Source organism: Aquimarina mytili (assembly GCF_016735115.1).
GTDB lineage: Bacteria > Bacteroidota > Bacteroidia > Flavobacteriales > Flavobacteriaceae > Aquimarina > Aquimarina mytili.
Window position 1 is genome coordinate 262,891 of record NZ_JAERQJ010000008.1, and the last position, 17,796, is coordinate 280,686.

Sequence of the window (17,796 nt, forward strand, 5' to 3'; positions counted from 1 at the left end):
CTTAGGTGATAACAATTTAAAGTTTTATGAACAATTGGGTAAGAAACCTTGTTATCCTGTAACAAAACATAGTTAAACACTTAAATTATAATACAAAAGATGAACACTCAATCATTAGGGTTAAATAGAATAAACACAATTGTTTTTGTGCTTGCACTTGCATTTAGTGTTTTAGGTAATGCACAAATATCAGTTGGCCCCAAGCATATAGGTAAACCCGGAAAGTTTAAAAAAGAAAACATAGAAAAATTTAAAAAAACCAAAACCATATTCGTTCTGTCAAATCAATATGAAAAAGAGGTGTACGAAGATATTTTAAAAGCTTCTTGGACCGCTACTCCTTTTGAAGTAGTTCCGGTGTCTGAGTTTAAACTGAGAGATTATTTGAAAGATGAGTATTCTATAGCTACTTTGAGAGGTCATCGAGTAGATAAGACAACAAAATCAGGGGCTTTGGTTCATTATTTATATATGTACCTCGAGGTGATTATGTATCAAAATGAAGAACTGACACAGAAACTGGCCGAAAATGAGGGGAAAAAAGAAAAAAAATTAAGAAAAATAATTAACAAGCATAAAATTAGCTTTGCTCGATTTGAATTGTTTCCAAAGGATGAGTTTATAAAAATAGCCATCAAGTCTTCTAATGAAGAAATTATGGCGGCCACGATGAACGATGACGTATTTTTTAATTATCAACCGGGGATGCTTAAAAATTATCTTCAGAAAACAAGTCAACTACTAAACGATGAAAAGATATACTGGATGTATGAAGACGAGGAACTCCCTGAATTAAAAAACTTAGGCTCGACTACCCTGTACATTCCTGACTATACCAAAACAAAATACAATGCTTTTACAATGTCTGATAAAGAGCAAGATGAAAGTAAATCTGAAAAACTATATGCTGACTACGAGTTTACTCATGAATTCATTTCTGTCAAAGATTTAAATACTAAAATCTTAAATAACGAAGAATTTTATTATTTACGTTATGTACGAGTCAACTCTCAAAAATTTATAGAAATTGTTAATTCTAAGTCTGGTGATGTAATCTATAGAAATTATGAAACCGGATTAGCTTACAATTTAAAACCTAAGCATATCAAAGAACTTAATAAGGCCATAAAGAAGGTCATTAAAAAAGCTTCAAAATAAGCATTACAAAAATTTAAAGAATAGAGCGTAATCTTCCGTAACTTTGCAAAAAATTACAACCCAGAGGATGAGTAAAATACGTATCACAAAGCAATTTTCTTTTGAAACCGGTCATGCCTTATATGGATATGATGGAAAATGTAGAAATGTACATGGCCATAGTTATAAATTAAGCGTTACCGTTATTGGCTCTCCAATCACAGATACTTCACATGTAAAACTAGGAATGGTGATCGATTTTGGAGACCTAAAAAAAATCGTTAAAGAAGACATCGAGGATGTTTTTGATCATGCGACTGTGTTTAATAAAAACACACCTCATATAGAGCTGGCCAAAGAACTTAAAGAAAGAGGTCATAATGTGATTTTAGTTGATTATCAACCAACAAGTGAAAACATGGTGATCGACTTTGCCAAAAAAATCGAAGCAAGATTACCTGAAAGTATCGAGCTACACTCTTTAAAACTTCAAGAAACAGAGACATCCTATGCAGAGTGGTATGCCTCAGATAACCAATAAACCTTATGACTCAAGACCTAAGGGGTAGTATTGTTTTATTATCTTTACTTCCAAATTAGAACTATGAATCTTCCTGAAGGGAAAAAAATATACTTTGCCAGCGATAACCATTTGGGTGCTCCAACTGCAGAAAAGAGTTTTCCCAGAGAACAAAAGTTTGTACGATGGCTCGATGAGGTTAAAAAAGATGCCGCGGCTATTTTTTTGCTAGGAGATCTTTTTGATTTTTGGTTCGAGTATAAAACGGTAGTCCCAAAAGGATTCACAAGAACTTTGGGGAAATTAGCCGAGATTACAGATTCAGGCATTCCTGTATATTATTTTGTCGGCAATCATGATCTTTGGATGAATGGGTATTTTGAAGAAGAACTTAATATCCCTGTTTATCATACTCCTCAAGAATTTACTTTTAATACCACTACTTTTTTTATTGGTCATGGAGATGGGCTTGGGCCTGGAGATAAAGGGTATAAACGCATGAAAAAAGTATTTACCAACCCTGTCGCAAAATGGTTTTACAGGTGGTTACATCCTGATCTTGGAGTGAAACTTGCACAATACTTGTCGGTAAAAAACAAATTGATATCGGGAGATGAAGATGTTACTTTTCTTGGAGAAGATAATGAATGGCTAGTACAATATTGCAAAAGAAAGCTTGAAGATAAACACAGAGATCATTTTGTATTTGGACACCGCCATTTACCTATGGAGATCGAGCTAAATGAAAACTCTCGATATACTAATTTAGGAGATTGGATTGTGCACTATACGTATGCCGTTTTTGATGGAAAAGAGATGAAATTAAACAAATACGAATAGAGTGCTATCAAAATAAAAGTAAAGTAGAAATATCTTTTTATTTCTACTTTACTTTTTAATATATATTATGATCTAATTATTCTATCATAACTTGTTTAACAATGGTCTTTTTTCCTAATGTAATTTTTACTAAATACAGCCCATTTGTTTTAACAGAACTTCTTAAGCTGTCTAAAGGAATAGATATAGTACCTGCTCTTAAAACACCTAAACTACGTTGAATAATACTTTTCCCATTTAAATCCATAATTTCTATTGAAGAAAGAACATCTTGAGGTGTTGTAACTTGAACACGAACATTATTTCCTTTAATAACTGGATTAGGGTATACACTAACACTTTGTGCTGTAGAAGATGTAACGTTTTGTAAGTTAAGATCACTCACATTAAGGCCTTTAATGGCAAATTTTTCCCAAGATCCGATTGCATTTCTATTACAGAAAATCCCCATATCTCTACCATTTTCATGACTTACATACTTGTTATTATTCCCTTTGATAGCATACAAATCACCTCCCAAAGGTTCTAATCTGAATTTTTCCCAAGATCCTACAGCATTACGATTACAATTCATCGCTTTATTTCCATTTTCTGAACTTACGTATTTACCATTATTACCTTTTAAACTAACTGTTCCGTTACCGGCAGATTGTATTGTAAATTGTTCTCCGGTTCCTGCTGTATTGCGATTGGCTCTCATGGATCTGGATCCTCCTTCAGAGCTTATATATTTATTAATGCTTTGCCCTTTGATTGTAACACTTCCACCATTGTTTCCTCCTCCATTATCATCTACTATAATATTTATGGTTTTAGTAGTTATATTTCCTTTTTTATCGGTCGCTTGTGCTTTGAGAGTATAAGTGCCTATACCTAAATTCTTAAGTTTTTCATCTTGACTGTTCTGGTTCCACTCATAAGGACTTATGTTTTCTTGTCTAATGAAAGAATTATTGATATAAAGCCTTACGTTACTTACTCCATCATTATCTGTAGCTTTCACATCAACTGTGATAGTCGCAGGAGCTTGATAAGAAGCATTATTTAGTGGGTTATTAAAAGATATGTCAGGGCCATTATTATTACCTCCACCTGTATCTCCGCCAAATCTTGGTCTGCCTTTTAACCAATTCATATCCCATTTTGGCCCAATCTGATTACATCCTGATGGTCCCAAATCTGTTCGCCCCGGACATCCTGTTTCATCCGGAGCATCATTAGCAGGTCCATTTCCACATTGTATGTCATTATATGGAGCATCACCATTTTGAAACACTCTATACAACGGGTGTTTCTTTAATTCATCACAAATGTCAACAATCTTATAAGGAGTACCATTAATGGCTACCGTTTTAGTGCCAATTCCATGATCAAAGTTGCTGGAATTACACCAACAAAAACCTCGGGCCGCAAAACTATCTGTCCATCCAGGATGTCGTGGGTTCCATTGTTGTGAAAAAATACTGCTAATAGAAAAAACAGTAATGAATAGTGTTAGGGTAATTGGTTTACATTTCATACTTCTACTTTTGATAATTAGTGAATTAGTTAAAAATATAGTATTACGCTAACGTAGGTTTTGTGGTTAGTAAAGGGTACATTAAGCATACATTATGCTATAAAAGAATACAATAAGCATACTTTTAAGCGTTCATAAAAATGAATTGTACTGCTTAATTCTTATCTTTTATTCTGGATAGTGCTTCAGAGGTAACCCGAATTCCAATCGTTTCTGGAGATTTCAGTTTAGCATGATGTTCAAAAAAGATAATCGTATTGTTAAAAACCGCTTCAATCAAGTAGTGATTTCCTTTAAAATAAGCGTTTTTAACCCTAGCTTTTAGTTTTGATGCTGTATCTACTTTTAATTCATGAGGATAGACCAGCATTGTAGAGTCATCGCTTAAATCAGTAAATAGAGACGTTTGTATTTCATTTACTTCACCAAAAAGAGAAGCAACATAATAATTAGGTGGGTCATTGTACAAAGTGATTGTCTCTTCTTTGGTAAGAATCTCTCCTTGCTTGATCACAATCGTTTCATCAGTAAAAGACAATATATCCGTTTTATCATGTGTAGCTGTAATACTTGTAATATTGTTTCGGTTTAAATATCTAAACAGATTTCTGCGTAGTGAACTTCTCCTAAAATTATCAATATTATGAAAAGGCTCATCTAACAAAAGTAATTCTGGCCTTTTGGCAAGCGCTTTAGCTAAAGCAACCCGTTGTTTTTGTCCACCACTTAAGTTTTCTACTTTGGTGTTGGCAAAATCCATCATCTCTACAATTTCAAGCAGTTCTTCTACTCGATTTTGTTTTGTTTTCGGCTCAAAATTAGATAAGTATTGACCAATATTTTCTGATACACTTCGATACGGTTCTAACTCAAAACCCTGAGAAAGGTATTTCATGTTTTCATGACCCGGAACCAGGTTATAAAGCGGTCCTAAAAGCTCTTCTTTTTCCCAAAACAAGGTTCCTTCGTTAACTTGTAAAAGCCCATAAATGATTTTAAGCAAGGTGCTTTTTCCGCAACCACTGGCACCAATCAAAGCAATATGCTCCCCTTTTTTAATAGAGAAACTAATATTTTTTAGCACGAGTTGTGTTTCGTAAGCAAAAGAGACGTTCTGGATCGTAAGCATATTCAAATATATTGAACTTTATCATAAAAACCCTTGCTATAAAATTCGATTTTTAATCTTTATTTCAAAGTTAAGATGAGCTTTGATTCAAGATCTCATTTTAACCATTTTCAAAAAAACTGACTTCCATATAAAATTCATGTTGATCTTCTCCAGTTACCTTAAAACCTAACCGCTCATAAAGATGCTTTGCTGGATTTTCTTTTAAGACCTTTAAAGTAACCTTTTTGCTTTCGTGTTTTGCTCTCGAAATTATGTTGTCAATGATGTGTTTTCCTATTCTCATTCCTTGAAACTCAGGCAATATCTGAAGTTGTAGTATTTCTATATTGTCTTGTGTTTCCAAAGATTTTAGCAAACCTATTCTTTGAGATGATTTTAAAATTATCTGTGAAGCATCAAAATGAACATCAACTCTAGACTTATGTTCTTCATTAGATAAATACAATCCTGCTGTGTGCAGATGCTCCTGCATACTAGAGATTCTTAGGTCAAGTAAAAAATCTCTGTCTGTTTCTTTTGCTTTTACCAGCTCTATATTCATTTTTCGAAATCTAACTTAAACGATTTTTACGAAGATAATAATTCTTAGACCTATAACATTCTATTGTTTGACAAAGCAAACGGCATGCCTTATCTTTGTATTCTACCTCTGCAATAAAGATTACATGAAGAGTTTTTTTATCGCTATTTTTTTCTTTTTCTTCACGGCTACAGTTCTTGCTCAGGACCAAAAAAGTGAACCCCAAAAAGACTCAATAAAAAATGCTTTAAAAACGTCTATAAAAGGGTTAATTAAACAAACTCCTGCAGAAATAAATATTGGTGTGCTCGAAGAACTCCTTAAAGAGATAAAACCAAAACCCAAGAAAAAAGAAGAGCCAAAAGATGGTTGGAGAACAAGCGGAACCTTCTCATTATTATTTAATCAATCTGCGTTTAATTTTGATTGGCAAGGTGGTGGTACTTCAAATGTATCCGGTAACAGTTCTATAAATTATAAATTCAATTACAAGAAAAAAAGTTTTTCCTGGGAAAACAAGATCAATGCAGATTATGGTTTATCATTCTTAAAAGATGAAGATTTTGTAAGAAAAACAGATGATCGAATTGAAATTAATAGTCGAATTGGGCAGCGTATAGGAGAAAGTAATTGGAATTACTCATTTTTTGCTAATTTTTTATCTCAGTTTGATAAAGGATTCCGTTTTGAAGTTGATCCTGAGACAGAAGAAACCATTCGCATAGAAGAAACTCATTTTTTCTCTCCTGCATTTATACAAGCCGGTCCGGGATTTCTATGGAAAAAAAATGATGATCTTACCGTTAATATTGCGCCTGTTACATCACGTATGATTTTTGTAGATAAAGAATTTACTAATGTTGAAGGCTATGTAGATGGTGATTACTTTGGGGTTGATGCCGGAGAAAGCACACGATTTGAATTTGGTGGAGCGATTGCAGCGAACATTAAGTTTTCGGTAAGCGAAAATTTTACCGTAGAAAACATCTTAAATTTATATTCTAATTATATCGAAGATCCAGCTAATATTGATTTAGACTACACCCTCAATCTTAATCTTCAGGTTAATCGTTATATCTCTAGTAGTTTTATATTTCAAAGCATTTATGATGATAATGCCACAAGTGCTTTTCAAATACGACAAGTTTTGGGTATTGGGCTAGATTATAAGTTTTAGTTTTATTCTTCTACAATTTCGGGGTATAAAAAATTGTTATACGGAAATCGTGTTACATGAATATCTCTAACTTCTTTATATACTTTCTTCCTAAATTCTTCAATATTTCCTTTATTGATCGCCGAAATAAACAAAGCATTATCTCCTATTCTACTCATCCAGGTGTGTTTCCACTCTTCAAGCGTATAATGTGCTTCTGTTTTTTCTGTGGTTAGATCATCTTCTTCTATAGTTTCATGTTGATACGCATCAATTTTATTAAAAACCATAACGGTTCTTTTATCTGTACAATCAATCTCTCCAAGTATCTTGTTCACCGAGGCTATATGATCTTCGAATTGAGGATGAGAGATATCCACTACATGTAATAACAAATCTGCCTCTCTAACTTCGTCTAGTGTACTTTTAAAACTTTCTACAAGCTGTGTAGGTAATTTTCTTATAAAACCCACTGTATCACTAAGTAAAAACGGAAGGTTGCCAATAACCACTTTTCGTACCGTAGTATCCAATGTTGCAAAAAGCTTATTTTCTGCAAAGACCTTGCTTTTTGCCACGACATTCATTAATGTGGATTTTCCTACATTGGTATACCCCACTAAGGCTACACGCACAAGTTTACCTCGATTGCCTCGTTGAGTAGCCATCTGTTTATCGATAGTTTGTAATTTCTTTTTTAATAAAGAAATTCGATCTCTAACAATACGGCGGTCAGTCTCAATTTCGGTTTCACCGGGACCACGCATCCCGATACCTCCACGTTGTCTTTCGAGGTGAGTCCATAATCCTGTAAGACGTGGCAATAAATATTGATATTGTGCTAACTCAACTTGAGTACGGGCATAACTGGTTTGTGCCCGTTGTGCAAAAATATCCAGAATCAAATTCGTTCTGTCGATAATCTTAGCCTTGAGAGTTCGCTCTATATTTCGGAGCTGACCCGGAGATAATTCATCATCAAAAACAACAGTTCCTATTTCATTTTCTTCAACATATATCCTAACCTCTTCCATTTTTCCAGTACCTATAAACGTCTTGGAATTTGGAATATCCATTTTTTGCGTAAACCTCTTCACTACTTCACCACCTGCAGTATAGGTAAGAAACTCTAATTCATCCAAAAACTCGTTTAATTTATCTTCGTCCTGGTTTTTGGTTATGATTCCTATTAGTACCGTTTTCTCGTATGCTATTTCCTTCTGTTCTAACATTAATTAAGGTTATCTTCTATATCTTATTTTATTATATTGTGCCTTCAATCAGGTGTACAAAAGTACAATAATTATATGCTTTACCATCCAATAGCGTAGAGGGTTCTTATAAAAAACAATATACTATGGCCAACAACTATTATTTCCGTAAAAAAAACACTGATCAGTATACGGTAGCTTTTTATAATCTGGAAAACCTATTTGACACCAAAGATGACCCTTATACATTAGATGAAGACTTTTTACCAGATTCTGAAAAAGCATGGAACCTTAAAAGGTATGAGAAAAAAATCTTCAAATTAGGCACGGCCATTTCTAATATTGGATTTTCAAAAACTGGCAAAGCTCCTACATTGGTTGGTGTTGCAGAGGTAGAAAACAAAAATGTTCTTGAAGATCTAATTAACTCTAAGCATTTAAAGAATAAAAACTATGGTATTGTTCATTATGACTCTCCTGATGAACGAGGAATTGATGTTGGGCTCTTATATCAAAAGCAATATTTTGAAGTGACCCATTCAGAAAAAATACAGGTTTTGGTTGACAATGATAATGGAGAAAGAGATTATACCCGAGATATTTTGTGGGTTACGGGGTATCTAAATAGTGAGGAGGTTCATATTCTAGTTAACCATTGGCCATCCAGACGTGATGGAGCAGAATTAACATCTTATAAACGTATAGCTGCAGCGCAAAAAAATCGCGAGATTATAGATCAGATTACTTCAGAAAATACAGATGCAAAGATTATTATCATGGGGGACTTTAATGATGATCCCCATAGTGAGAGTGTTAAACAACACTTAGTTCAAAACGATCTTTTTAATCCTATGGAGCGACTGCTTACCAGATATCGCGGCACTACAAATTATAGAAGCCAATGGAATTTGTTTGACCAAATTATCTTTAGTCATAACTTTCATAAATACGAAAAAGGAAAGCACTGCTTCTCTGACGCTTCTATTTTTGACAAAGACTTTTTAAAAATTTATAAAGGGCGCTACAAAGGAAATCCCTTTAGAACATATGTAGGAAGAAAATATTTAGGCGGATATAGTGATCACTTTCCGGTGTATATGCGTTTGAGACTAAATAATTAAAGGCTATGACCTCAACCATAGCCTTTAGAATGTAATTATTCTTAATTTGATCCTACATCTCCCGGAGGATTACTGGGTTGCTTTAAGGCTATTCTACCCCATCCGTAACCATTATTTGCAGCGTCATACCTAGAATCCCATGTATCCCAACCATTTGCAGAGTTATTATCCAATGCTGCAATAGGATTAATGACTGGTTCTAAAAGTGAACTTCCGGAATATTTGTTTGCACTTAAAGGCTGCATTTGTTTGGTCATATCTACCTTAAACTTGTTGAATGCCCATTTATCTTTTCCTTTTAAGCTAATTGAAGCTGAACTTAATTCTACCCAACGCAAAGATTGATCAAATGTAATGTCAATACCATAATAATCGGTTTTCCCTTTTTCTCGATCATCACCGGGATTGTTTAAATACACTGTCCAGTAATGCCAACCCGTATTTGTTCGAAAACGAACTGTAGACTTTACAGCTCCGTCAGTGCCATCATATTTACCATTTCCTGTTCTGGTTGTTATTCTGTAGGTCCAATTTTTTGTAGATATCTTTCCCAAAGCTATTTCTTTGCTGTAATATTCTTGCAATGCTTCATTGAACATTCTAGAGGCCTCTTCCTCGCTTACATCTGCATCGAAGCTCATATGCAAAAAAGGTCGTACCGTCTTTGTGATTACTTCTTCGGTTTGGATATTGTTAATTTCCAAAGCCTCTTCCGGTTTTTCGCAGGATAAGCAAATCATAGCACAAATTGCTACTAATACAATTTTCTTTAATTGGTTTCGTGTTTTCATTTTAAGAGTTTCTTTAAATTATTTAATATGCGTGAATTATTAAATAAATTTAAATCAAACGCTTACGGTTTTTTGATGCGAATTGATAGAGCTCCTTTTTGAATTGATCAAGGACAGATATCAATTGATAGGATGAATCTTCAGAAATACAAAGCAATTATAATAGTGAACACCTTTGCTTCAAAATTTCAATTTTCCATAGCCTCCCCTTTTCTGATAACTATCCCAGCAAGTAGCACAAGGGCTATAAAGAAAAATATTAGGAAATGTATATATGTTGGTTGCACCATTAGCAGGTGCCGTTTGATCCTGTGCGACCATGTAGGTATGAAATTGTTTTACAAACCACTCATCGGTTCCTTGTAATCGAATTGCAGAGGAACTAATCTGTACCCATTTTACCGCTTCACCGGGCAAAAAAGTTTTAAAGAGATAGTAATCCCATTGACCCAATTCTCGCTCGTCAATCGACGGATAATCCAAAATAATATTTTTTGAGGCATGTGATCCTTTATCTGTATTAAAATATACAGAAGCTCTCACTTGGCCATCAGTATCATTATTGGATTGAGCACCTGTTAGTGTTGCTATTCTGAAGAACCACTCTGTACTTAATCCCTTATTTTGAGTGGCATTTTTCTGTTTATATGCTACTATTGCTTCATTAAATCTAGTTGAAGCTTCTTCTTCAGTCAAATTGGGATCATAACTTAGACGCAATACTGGTTTCGTTAGTTCAAATTCATTTTCTTCAATAAAAATATCATCCTGAACAAAATCTTTTTTATCATTCGTGTTTATAAATTCTGCTTCTCCGTCTGGTTGTTCGCATGATGTTATTAACAAAAGACACAAAACAACCCCAAAAAAAACTCCAAAATTCCCCCGTTTTTTCATTTTTATGTGTGAGTTTAATTAATCCAATACCCTAAAAATGATCATAGCGATAATGCTCTTATCATTTTTGATACATCAAATTTAATCTTCTGATAATCAATATAACAGAGTTTAAAATCCCAATTTATCAGGGGTTGTTTTACCCTTTTTTGGAGAGGTTATTTCTAGAATATAAGATCCTTCAGAATTTCAAATCTTATAAACCCCTGATTTATAAAGGGCTCTGAGCAAAAATGTTAATTTGTTAATATTTTTTTAACATAACTAGGGTGCAAGAATCGTTCTAATGCCATACCTTGCGCTACGCAAAAAATCACACAAACAAACTAATTGTCATGAAATTAAAATTACTTTTAATTCCATTTGTCATTTCATGTTTTATGGGGACTCAAAATGGAAATGCGCAATCTGTTTTTATCAACGAAATACATTATGATAATGCAGGTGCCGACGTAGATGAAGCTGTCGAAATCGCTGGATCGGCAGGAACTGATCTTACCAATTGGAGTATTGTTTTGTATAACGGATCAAACGGTTCGGTGTATAATACGATCGCTCTTTCAGGAAGTATTCCCGATCAACAAAACAGTTTTGGAACCGTAGTAAACGTTCTTGCTGCTAATGGTTTGCAAAATGGCGGACCAGATGGGATAGCCCTTGTTGACAACAACAATACCGTTGTTCAGTTTTTAAGTTATGAAGGTTCTTTTACCGCAACCGATGGGCCTGCATCAGGATTAACCAGTACAGATATTGGGGTATCAGAGTCTAGTAGTTCTGCTGTTGGTAGTTCTTTACAGTTGTCTGGAACAGGAACTACAGCTTCAGATTTCGTTTGGGAAGCCGCACTCGCTAATACGTATGGGCAGGTAAACACTAATCAGTTTTTTGGAACTCCAGTAGTTCTTCCATTAATCAACGAGTTTGTATTTAATCATTCTGGATCAGATACCGACGAATTTGTAGAAATTAAAGCCGGTGTTGAAGCTGACTTAAGCGAATATTGGATATTAGAAATCGATGGTGATAGTAACTCTGCGGGTACAATTGATGAAGTAATTCAACTGGGTACAACAGATGTTAATGGATATTTTACTACACCTTTTGGTAGTAATGTATATGAAAACGGTACCGTAGCCTTGCTTTTAGTTAAGAATTTTACGGGTACTCTTGGACAAGACTTAGATGCAGATGACAATGGCGTTTTTGATACCACGCCCTGGGAAGAAATTATTGATGATATAGGAGTTAATGATGGTGGTGCAACAGATCAAAACTATGCTACCGTTACTTTATTACAATCTTTTGACGGAAGTACATTTACCGTTGGTGGTGCATCAAGATTTCCTAATGGTGTAGACACTGATGCAGTTGCAGACTGGACAAGAAACGACTTTGACGGAAGCGGTTTACCAAGTTTTCCTGCTGCAGTAGCAGAACCAGGGGAAGCAGTAAACACTCCTAATAGAGAAAATGTAGTTGTCGAAGATACTGGCGGAGAAGATGCTGTACTACTTATCAATGAAATTGACGCTGATACTGAAGGGTCAGACGTCTTAGAATTTGTAGAATTATTTGATGGTGGAGTAGGAAATACTGCTCTTGATGGACATATTCTTGTGTTCTATAACGGATCAAACGATCAAAGCTATGCTACTTATGATCTTACTGGATTTACCACAAATGCTAATGGATATTTTGTAGCTGGTAATGCAGATGTTGCTAATGTTTCTATAGTTTTTCCTGGAAATGGATTACAAAACGGAGCAGATGCCGTAGCATTATACAAGACAGACGCTGCTAGTTTTCCTAACGGAACGGCAGTAACTACAGATAACCTTGTAGATGCAATCGTATATGACACTAATGACAACGATGATGTAGAATTATTAGCGTTATTAAATGCGGGTGAACCACAAGTAAATGAAGATGATAAGGGAGATAAGAACTTCCACTCTGTGCAACGTTTCCCTAATGGATCTGGCGGACTAAGAAATACATCTACCTATACACAAGCAATTGCAACTCCAGGAGCTGCAAATACAAATGCCACAGAAATCGTTAATCTTATTATTAACGAATTGGATGCAGATACTCAAGGTTCTGATGCTTTAGAATTTGTAGAATTATATGATGGTGGAACCGGAAATACACCTCTGGATGGATACGTATTAGTAAATTATAACGGAAGCAATAATACAAGCTACAATGCTTTTGATTTAGATGGTTTTTCTACTAATGCCGAAGGATACTTTGTTATTGGTAATGCCGATGTTGCCAATGTTGATCTTGTAGTGCCAGGAAACTCTTTCCAAAATGGTGCTGATGCTGTGGTATTATATTTTGGTGATGCTACAAGTTTCCCTAACGGAACAGCTGTGACTACAGATAACATAATTGATGCTATCGTATATGATACAAATGATGCGGACGACTTAGAATTATTAGTATTATTAAATGCTGATCAACCTCAACTAAACGAAGATGCAAACGGAAGTAAAGATGGAGAATCTTTACAACGTGTTCCAAATGGACAGGGTGGTGCTCGTAACACGAGTTCTTATGTTGCTAAGGCTCCTACCCCCGGTACAGATAATGATGGTGTAATTGTAACTCCGGGAGAGCCAATCACTATCGCCGAAGCGAGAGCCGCTGCCGAAGGTACGCCTGTAACTATTGCTGGTGTATTAACAGTAACTGATGCTTTTAATGGCCCTGCTTTTATTCAGGATGCCACGGGCGGTATTGCTGTTTTTGATGAATCGGTACAAGCAAATGCCACTTTAAAAGTTGGAGATTCTATTACTATAACTGGAGTTAGAGCTGCTTTTAATGATCAAGTACAAATTAGCTCTGTAGCTGATGTAGTAAACAACGGTCTTCCGCAAAACCCGATTACTCCTCTAGAAATTACGCTAGCAGAACTTGGTAATCATCCAGGTGAATTGGTGCGTGTGCTTAATACAACCTTCCCTAATCCTGGTGATCTTTTATTCGGAAATTCTAATTTTACACTTACCGATGCAAGTGGTACAGGGCAATTGCGAGTAGACAATGATGTAGCATCTGTTGTAGGTAAAGCGCAGCCTGTTACATGTCCAGAAGTTACTGGAGTTGTAGGGCGTTTTAGAGAATCTTTCCAGTTATTGCCTAGAGCATCTGAAGATATTCCGTGTGCAGTTGAGTTTATTCCTCCTGGTGATACTGTAGGTTTTCCTAAAGAAGACACTTTTGATGTAGTAGCATGGAATATAGAGTGGTTTGGAGACGAAAACAACTCTCCTGTTGGGCAAAACCCAATGTCTGATGCTATTCAAAGAGATAGCACTGCTACGGTACTTAGAAAATTAAAAGCTGATATCTATGCTGTAGAAGAAATTGCAGATGATGCATTATTTGCTGAGCTGGTAGCACAATTGCCAGGGTATGACTATATCTTATCTGATGCTTTTTCAAATCCTACAGGTACTCCGCCTTTCCAAAAATTAGGATTTATATACAATACCGAAACTGTTTCTGTAGTAAATACCAGAGCAATGTTTACTTCTATTCATCCATTGTATAATGGCGGTGATGATTCTGCGCTTGTTAATTATCCAAGCGAGACGTCACGTTTCTTTGCTAGTGGTAGATTGCCTTTTTTAATGACCGCAGACGTAACTATTAATGGTGTTACAGAGCGTATTGATCTTATAGCATTGCATGCTAGGGCAAATAGTAGTCGTGATCCTCAAAACAGATACGACATGCGTAGGTATGATGTAGAGGTACTTAAAGACTCTTTAGACGTTAATTTTGCAAACAATAAAGTTATTCTATTAGGAGACTATAATGATGATGTAGACGAAACTGTTGCCGACATAGCTTCAACCGAATCTAGTTTCCAGGAATATGTTAATGATTCGCTTAATTACAACATTGTATCATCGGCATTAAGTGAAGCAGGATTTAGATCTTTTGTGTTTAGAGAAAATATGATCGATCATATTGCTGTAACCAACGAGCTTAATGAAGCCTATATCGAAAACTCTGTTACGGTTCATTATGAAGTATATGATAATGACTACGCTTTTACTGCATCCGATCACTTACCGGTTTCTGCACGATTCTTATTAGAACCTGAGTTTGTGGATAACGAATGTAAGGGAGCATCTGTAGTTTCTTTTGATCAAGGAAGAAGAAGGGACGGAAGAAGAATATCAAGATATAGAAGCAATCCAGATCGAGCAATCGGAACACCTAGAGAACGAAGATTTTTAAACTTTGTGAGTTTAGGGTTTGGAGGATCAATCACTATCGAATTAAATAATGAAATTTTTGACAATGCAGATACTAATGAATTTGCAGTGTTCGAGTCTACAGGATTCTTTAACAATATTCCTTGTAATTATTTCCCAGAATCTGCTGAGGTATTTGCTTCAACAGATGGTGTAGAGTTTGTTTCTTTAGGAACTACATGCCAGGATGGCGAGTTTGACTTAGCAACCGGTAACCTGCGCTCTGCAAAATACATTAAGGTTGTTGATATTAGTGATAAAAACATTTTCCCTTGGTTTGCAGATGGGTATGATCTGGATGCTATTGTATGTTTAGAAAATGGAGAATCTATTCTTTCTAAAGAAGCTGTAGTCTATGCGGAAAACCCAACAGCTTTAGAAAGCGAGCTAATGAACGAAAAATTTGGACCAGAAGAGGTTAGCGTATCAGTATCTCCTAATCCGGTTACAAGTTATCTTTCTGTTGACTTTACTGCCTTCTCTGGTAATGATGTAGACATCTCTGTGACAAACATAACTGGTCAAACTGTATATAACCAGACGATACGATTAAATGTTGGACAATCTAAAGTATCTGTTGATATGGGTGGGTATTCAAGAGGTTTTTATGTCGTTAGAGTATCAGACAAAAGCGGAACGATTAATAAAACAATAAAGGTTCTGAAAAAATAACCAAGCTGTTATAACATACTGCGTATAAAAAAGGCTGGATAATTAATCCAGCCTTTTCTTTTACTTGATAATCGAGATTTAATTACTCTAAGGCTTATCTCGAAATCAAAATTATTTCTAACCTACAACCTCGTAGGCTTCGCCCCAAGGCAGTTTACTTTTTGTTATTTTCGAGCTCGCGTTGCTTTCTTTTTTGTTCGCGTTCTCGTTTTCTAAGTTCTCTTTTTATTTTTCTAAGTTCTTTTTTAGACAATGGCTTAGTCACTGTCTTCTTTTTAGTCGTTTTGGTGACTACTGCGGTGTTTTTTGTTTCCGCTTTTTCGATTGTGGTTTCAGTTTCTTTCTTCTTTTCACCACATGCGATTATTGCTATTAAAAAAAGCCCTAGCAATAACCACTTTTTTAACGTTTGCATAATACAACATTTTTGATTTGTACTATCTATATAAACGTAATATTGTAAAATTTGTTTTGTGTAGCATGTGCCACTACTATTTTCAATTTTCTGTAAGCATTGCCTAATTTCGAAAAATACAGAAACCATTCAATTGATCAATTGGCTGTTATCATCATATATGGTGTTATATGGTGTCTTCCTTTTCCCTCCATGCGCCTGATTTTTCGATTGCAATTATTGACATTTTTAATGCTTTTTCAAAATCCATTGTAGTGCCAGTGATGTAAGCATTTTCCCAAGGAGCATCTTTCTTAGGCATTAAATAATCAACTCTATAGTTATTTTCTGATCCAAAAATTATCACAGACCTATTCACCTTCAAAAGTTTCTGTAGACATAAGAACGAGTCTGTAAAGGCTTGTAAGACCCCATATTTCCAAATCAGGCAATTCAGAGTTTAATCTATCAATCCATTTTAGCATTTTAGGACCAATAACATTGTTTATGGCTTTATCACTATTTTCAGTATAGAATTCTTTTAGCGTCTGATGTGGTTGAGATTTACTTCTTATTATTGGCATTATAATATTGGATAACGTTTTACATGTGTGTCGTAGCAGCACAAATTGTTACCTCGACTTTTTGGTTTTTCAGTACAGTAATTGCTAACTTTTCTTTATTGCGAATGCTTTGGCTTGCCCAAAAACAACATATCGATTCATCACTTAGCTACTATGATCATATACATCATGTTATTAGTGTCGTTGTTTATTCTTCCGGATCTCGGGTCCATGTCCATCTTCCTTTCTCGATCCAGTTTCCTTGTTCATCTTTACCAAAAGAAGTATTCCTATGCACGTTTTCACTTACAATGAAATTTTCGTCTTTATGATCAAAGAATGCTCCATTTGGACGATAAACGATCATAGTAGATATAAATGTTGAGTCATTGGGAAATTCAGAAATCCCTTCTGAAAAGCCATCTCCACGATCGGCAGTCACATGAATGAATTGCTTTTTGATTGGATGCCATGAAAAGATACCTTGTGAACTAATTATCGTACTATCTTTTTGGTAAGCAACTATTTTAATGGTTAATAGGTTTTTTATTGGCCGTTCAAACCATAATCCAAAAGCTTTTGGAGACTTTGGGTTGTCAGGATTATATTTTTTGTTTTCACCGGTCCATTTTCCACTTCCTTGTGTGAGGTAGTTCGCTATTTTTTCAAAATGAGCTCTTTGTGATTCATCGTTTTCTGTTTGAGCATGAATCTGAAAAAGTCCGGAAATAATGACAATGAAGAAAAGCGATATTGAATTTAGTTTGTTAATGTTCATGTCTTTTTAGCTTGTACATAAGGTGCTCGGGTATGATTCCGCTATGAAAAATTCAGATGAATTTTGATGTAGGAACCAGTTTGAATTAAAAGTACTGAATATTTTTTGAAAGATGGAACAATCAATAGATTATAGCATCGATGAAAAAGCAGTAAGTCGAGTATCTTTAAAATGAACTAAAAATTAAAGATATGAATACTCAAATTACCGCTTGCCCTAAGTTATACATTGGTATCGACATTCACAAGCGAAGCTGGAAGGTTCACTG

At 35.0% G+C, this 17,796-nt stretch carries 16 protein-coding genes; 6 read left to right on the forward strand and 10 right to left on the reverse strand.

Features of this window, described 5'->3' with window-relative positions; all coding sequences use genetic code 11:
- Window positions 1–99: 99 nt before the first annotated feature.
- The 3 genes from JJQ60_RS18165 to JJQ60_RS18175 all read left to right on the forward strand — a co-directional run bounded on the left by JJQ60_RS18165 (window position 100) and on the right by JJQ60_RS18175 (window position 2,497).
- A complete protein-coding gene (locus JJQ60_RS18165; RefSeq protein WP_201923584.1) occupies window positions 100–1,158 on the forward strand; it encodes a hypothetical protein in 1,059 nt (352 codons plus the stop codon).
- Between the two features lie 67 nt (window positions 1,159–1,225).
- Window positions 1,226–1,678 carry a 6-pyruvoyl trahydropterin synthase family protein gene (locus JJQ60_RS18170; RefSeq protein ID WP_201923586.1) on the forward strand — a complete coding sequence of 151 codons (453 nt, stop codon included), beginning with the start codon at window positions 1,226–1,228 and terminating at the stop codon, window positions 1,676–1,678.
- Window positions 1,679–1,741: 63 nt separating this feature from the next.
- Window positions 1,742–2,497 (forward strand): UDP-2,3-diacylglucosamine diphosphatase, encoded by a 756-nt coding sequence (locus JJQ60_RS18175; RefSeq protein WP_201923588.1) that lies wholly within the window; start codon window positions 1,742–1,744, stop codon window positions 2,495–2,497.
- 76 nt (window positions 2,498–2,573) lie between these two features.
- Here JJQ60_RS18175 and JJQ60_RS18180 read toward each other — a convergent pair whose 3' ends face one another.
- The 3 genes from JJQ60_RS18180 to JJQ60_RS18190 all read right to left on the reverse strand — a co-directional run bounded on the left by JJQ60_RS18180 (window position 2,574) and on the right by JJQ60_RS18190 (window position 5,689).
- Window positions 2,574–4,016 (reverse strand): Ig-like domain-containing protein, encoded by a 1,443-nt coding sequence (locus tag JJQ60_RS18180; protein WP_201923590.1) that lies wholly within the window; start codon window positions 4,014–4,016, stop codon window positions 2,574–2,576.
- Between the two features lie 154 nt (window positions 4,017–4,170).
- Window positions 4,171–5,145 carry an ABC transporter ATP-binding protein gene (locus tag JJQ60_RS18185; RefSeq protein WP_201923592.1) on the reverse strand — a complete coding sequence of 325 codons (975 nt, stop codon included), beginning with the start codon at window positions 5,143–5,145 and terminating at the stop codon, window positions 4,171–4,173.
- Window positions 5,146–5,245: 100 nt separating this feature from the next.
- Window positions 5,246–5,689 (reverse strand): GNAT family N-acetyltransferase, encoded by a 444-nt coding sequence (locus tag JJQ60_RS18190; RefSeq protein ID WP_201923594.1) that lies wholly within the window; start codon window positions 5,687–5,689, stop codon window positions 5,246–5,248.
- Between the two features lie 124 nt (window positions 5,690–5,813).
- On the opposite strand from JJQ60_RS18190, the gene JJQ60_RS18195 reads away from it, so the two are divergent.
- On the forward strand, window positions 5,814–6,845 hold the full coding sequence (locus JJQ60_RS18195; protein ID WP_201923596.1) for a DUF3078 domain-containing protein: 1,032 nt from the start codon (window positions 5,814–5,816) through the stop codon (window positions 6,843–6,845).
- A 2-nt stretch (window positions 6,846–6,847) separates the two neighbouring features.
- Here the strand turns inward: JJQ60_RS18195 and hflX are convergent, their stop codons facing one another.
- Complete coding sequence (hflX, locus tag JJQ60_RS18200; protein ID WP_201923598.1) at window positions 6,848–8,056, reverse strand: GTPase HflX; 1,209 nt, start codon at window positions 8,054–8,056, stop codon at window positions 6,848–6,850.
- Between the two features lie 125 nt (window positions 8,057–8,181).
- Between hflX and JJQ60_RS18205 the strand changes: the two genes are divergently transcribed.
- Window positions 8,182–9,156 (forward strand): endonuclease/exonuclease/phosphatase family protein, encoded by a 975-nt coding sequence (locus tag JJQ60_RS18205; protein WP_201923600.1) that lies wholly within the window; start codon window positions 8,182–8,184, stop codon window positions 9,154–9,156.
- Window positions 9,157–9,197: 41 nt separating this feature from the next.
- Here the strand turns inward: JJQ60_RS18205 and JJQ60_RS18210 are convergent, their stop codons facing one another.
- Window positions 9,198–9,947 (reverse strand): hypothetical protein, encoded by a 750-nt coding sequence (locus tag JJQ60_RS18210; protein ID WP_201923601.1) that lies wholly within the window; start codon window positions 9,945–9,947, stop codon window positions 9,198–9,200.
- 180 nt (window positions 9,948–10,127) lie between these two features.
- Window positions 10,128–10,844, reverse strand: coding sequence for a hypothetical protein (locus JJQ60_RS18215; RefSeq protein WP_201923603.1), 717 nt, complete (start codon window positions 10,842–10,844; stop codon window positions 10,128–10,130).
- A gap of 335 nt (window positions 10,845–11,179) precedes the next feature.
- Between JJQ60_RS18215 and JJQ60_RS18220 the strand changes: the two genes are divergently transcribed.
- Window positions 11,180–15,793: a DUF5689 domain-containing protein gene (locus tag JJQ60_RS18220; protein WP_201923605.1), complete on the forward strand. Its 4,614-nt coding sequence runs from the start codon at window positions 11,180–11,182 to the stop codon at window positions 15,791–15,793.
- Window positions 15,794–15,947: 154 nt separating this feature from the next.
- Here JJQ60_RS18220 and JJQ60_RS18225 read toward each other — a convergent pair whose 3' ends face one another.
- From JJQ60_RS18225 to JJQ60_RS18240, 4 genes are all read right to left on the reverse strand, one after another.
- A complete protein-coding gene (locus JJQ60_RS18225; RefSeq protein WP_201923606.1) occupies window positions 15,948–16,208 on the reverse strand; it encodes a hypothetical protein in 261 nt (86 codons plus the stop codon).
- A gap of 166 nt (window positions 16,209–16,374) precedes the next feature.
- Entirely contained in the window at window positions 16,375–16,566 is a 192-nt protein-coding gene (locus JJQ60_RS18230) for a hypothetical protein (RefSeq protein ID WP_201923607.1), read from the reverse strand.
- Window positions 16,559–16,771 (reverse strand): hypothetical protein, encoded by a 213-nt coding sequence (locus tag JJQ60_RS18235; protein WP_201923608.1) that lies wholly within the window; start codon window positions 16,769–16,771, stop codon window positions 16,559–16,561. The genes JJQ60_RS18230 and JJQ60_RS18235 overlap by 8 nt, the downstream gene beginning before the upstream one ends.
- Window positions 16,772–16,958: 187 nt before the next feature.
- Entirely contained in the window at window positions 16,959–17,528 is a 570-nt protein-coding gene (locus tag JJQ60_RS18240) for a hypothetical protein (RefSeq protein ID WP_201923609.1), read from the reverse strand.
- Between the last annotated feature and the right edge of the window lie 268 nt (window positions 17,529–17,796).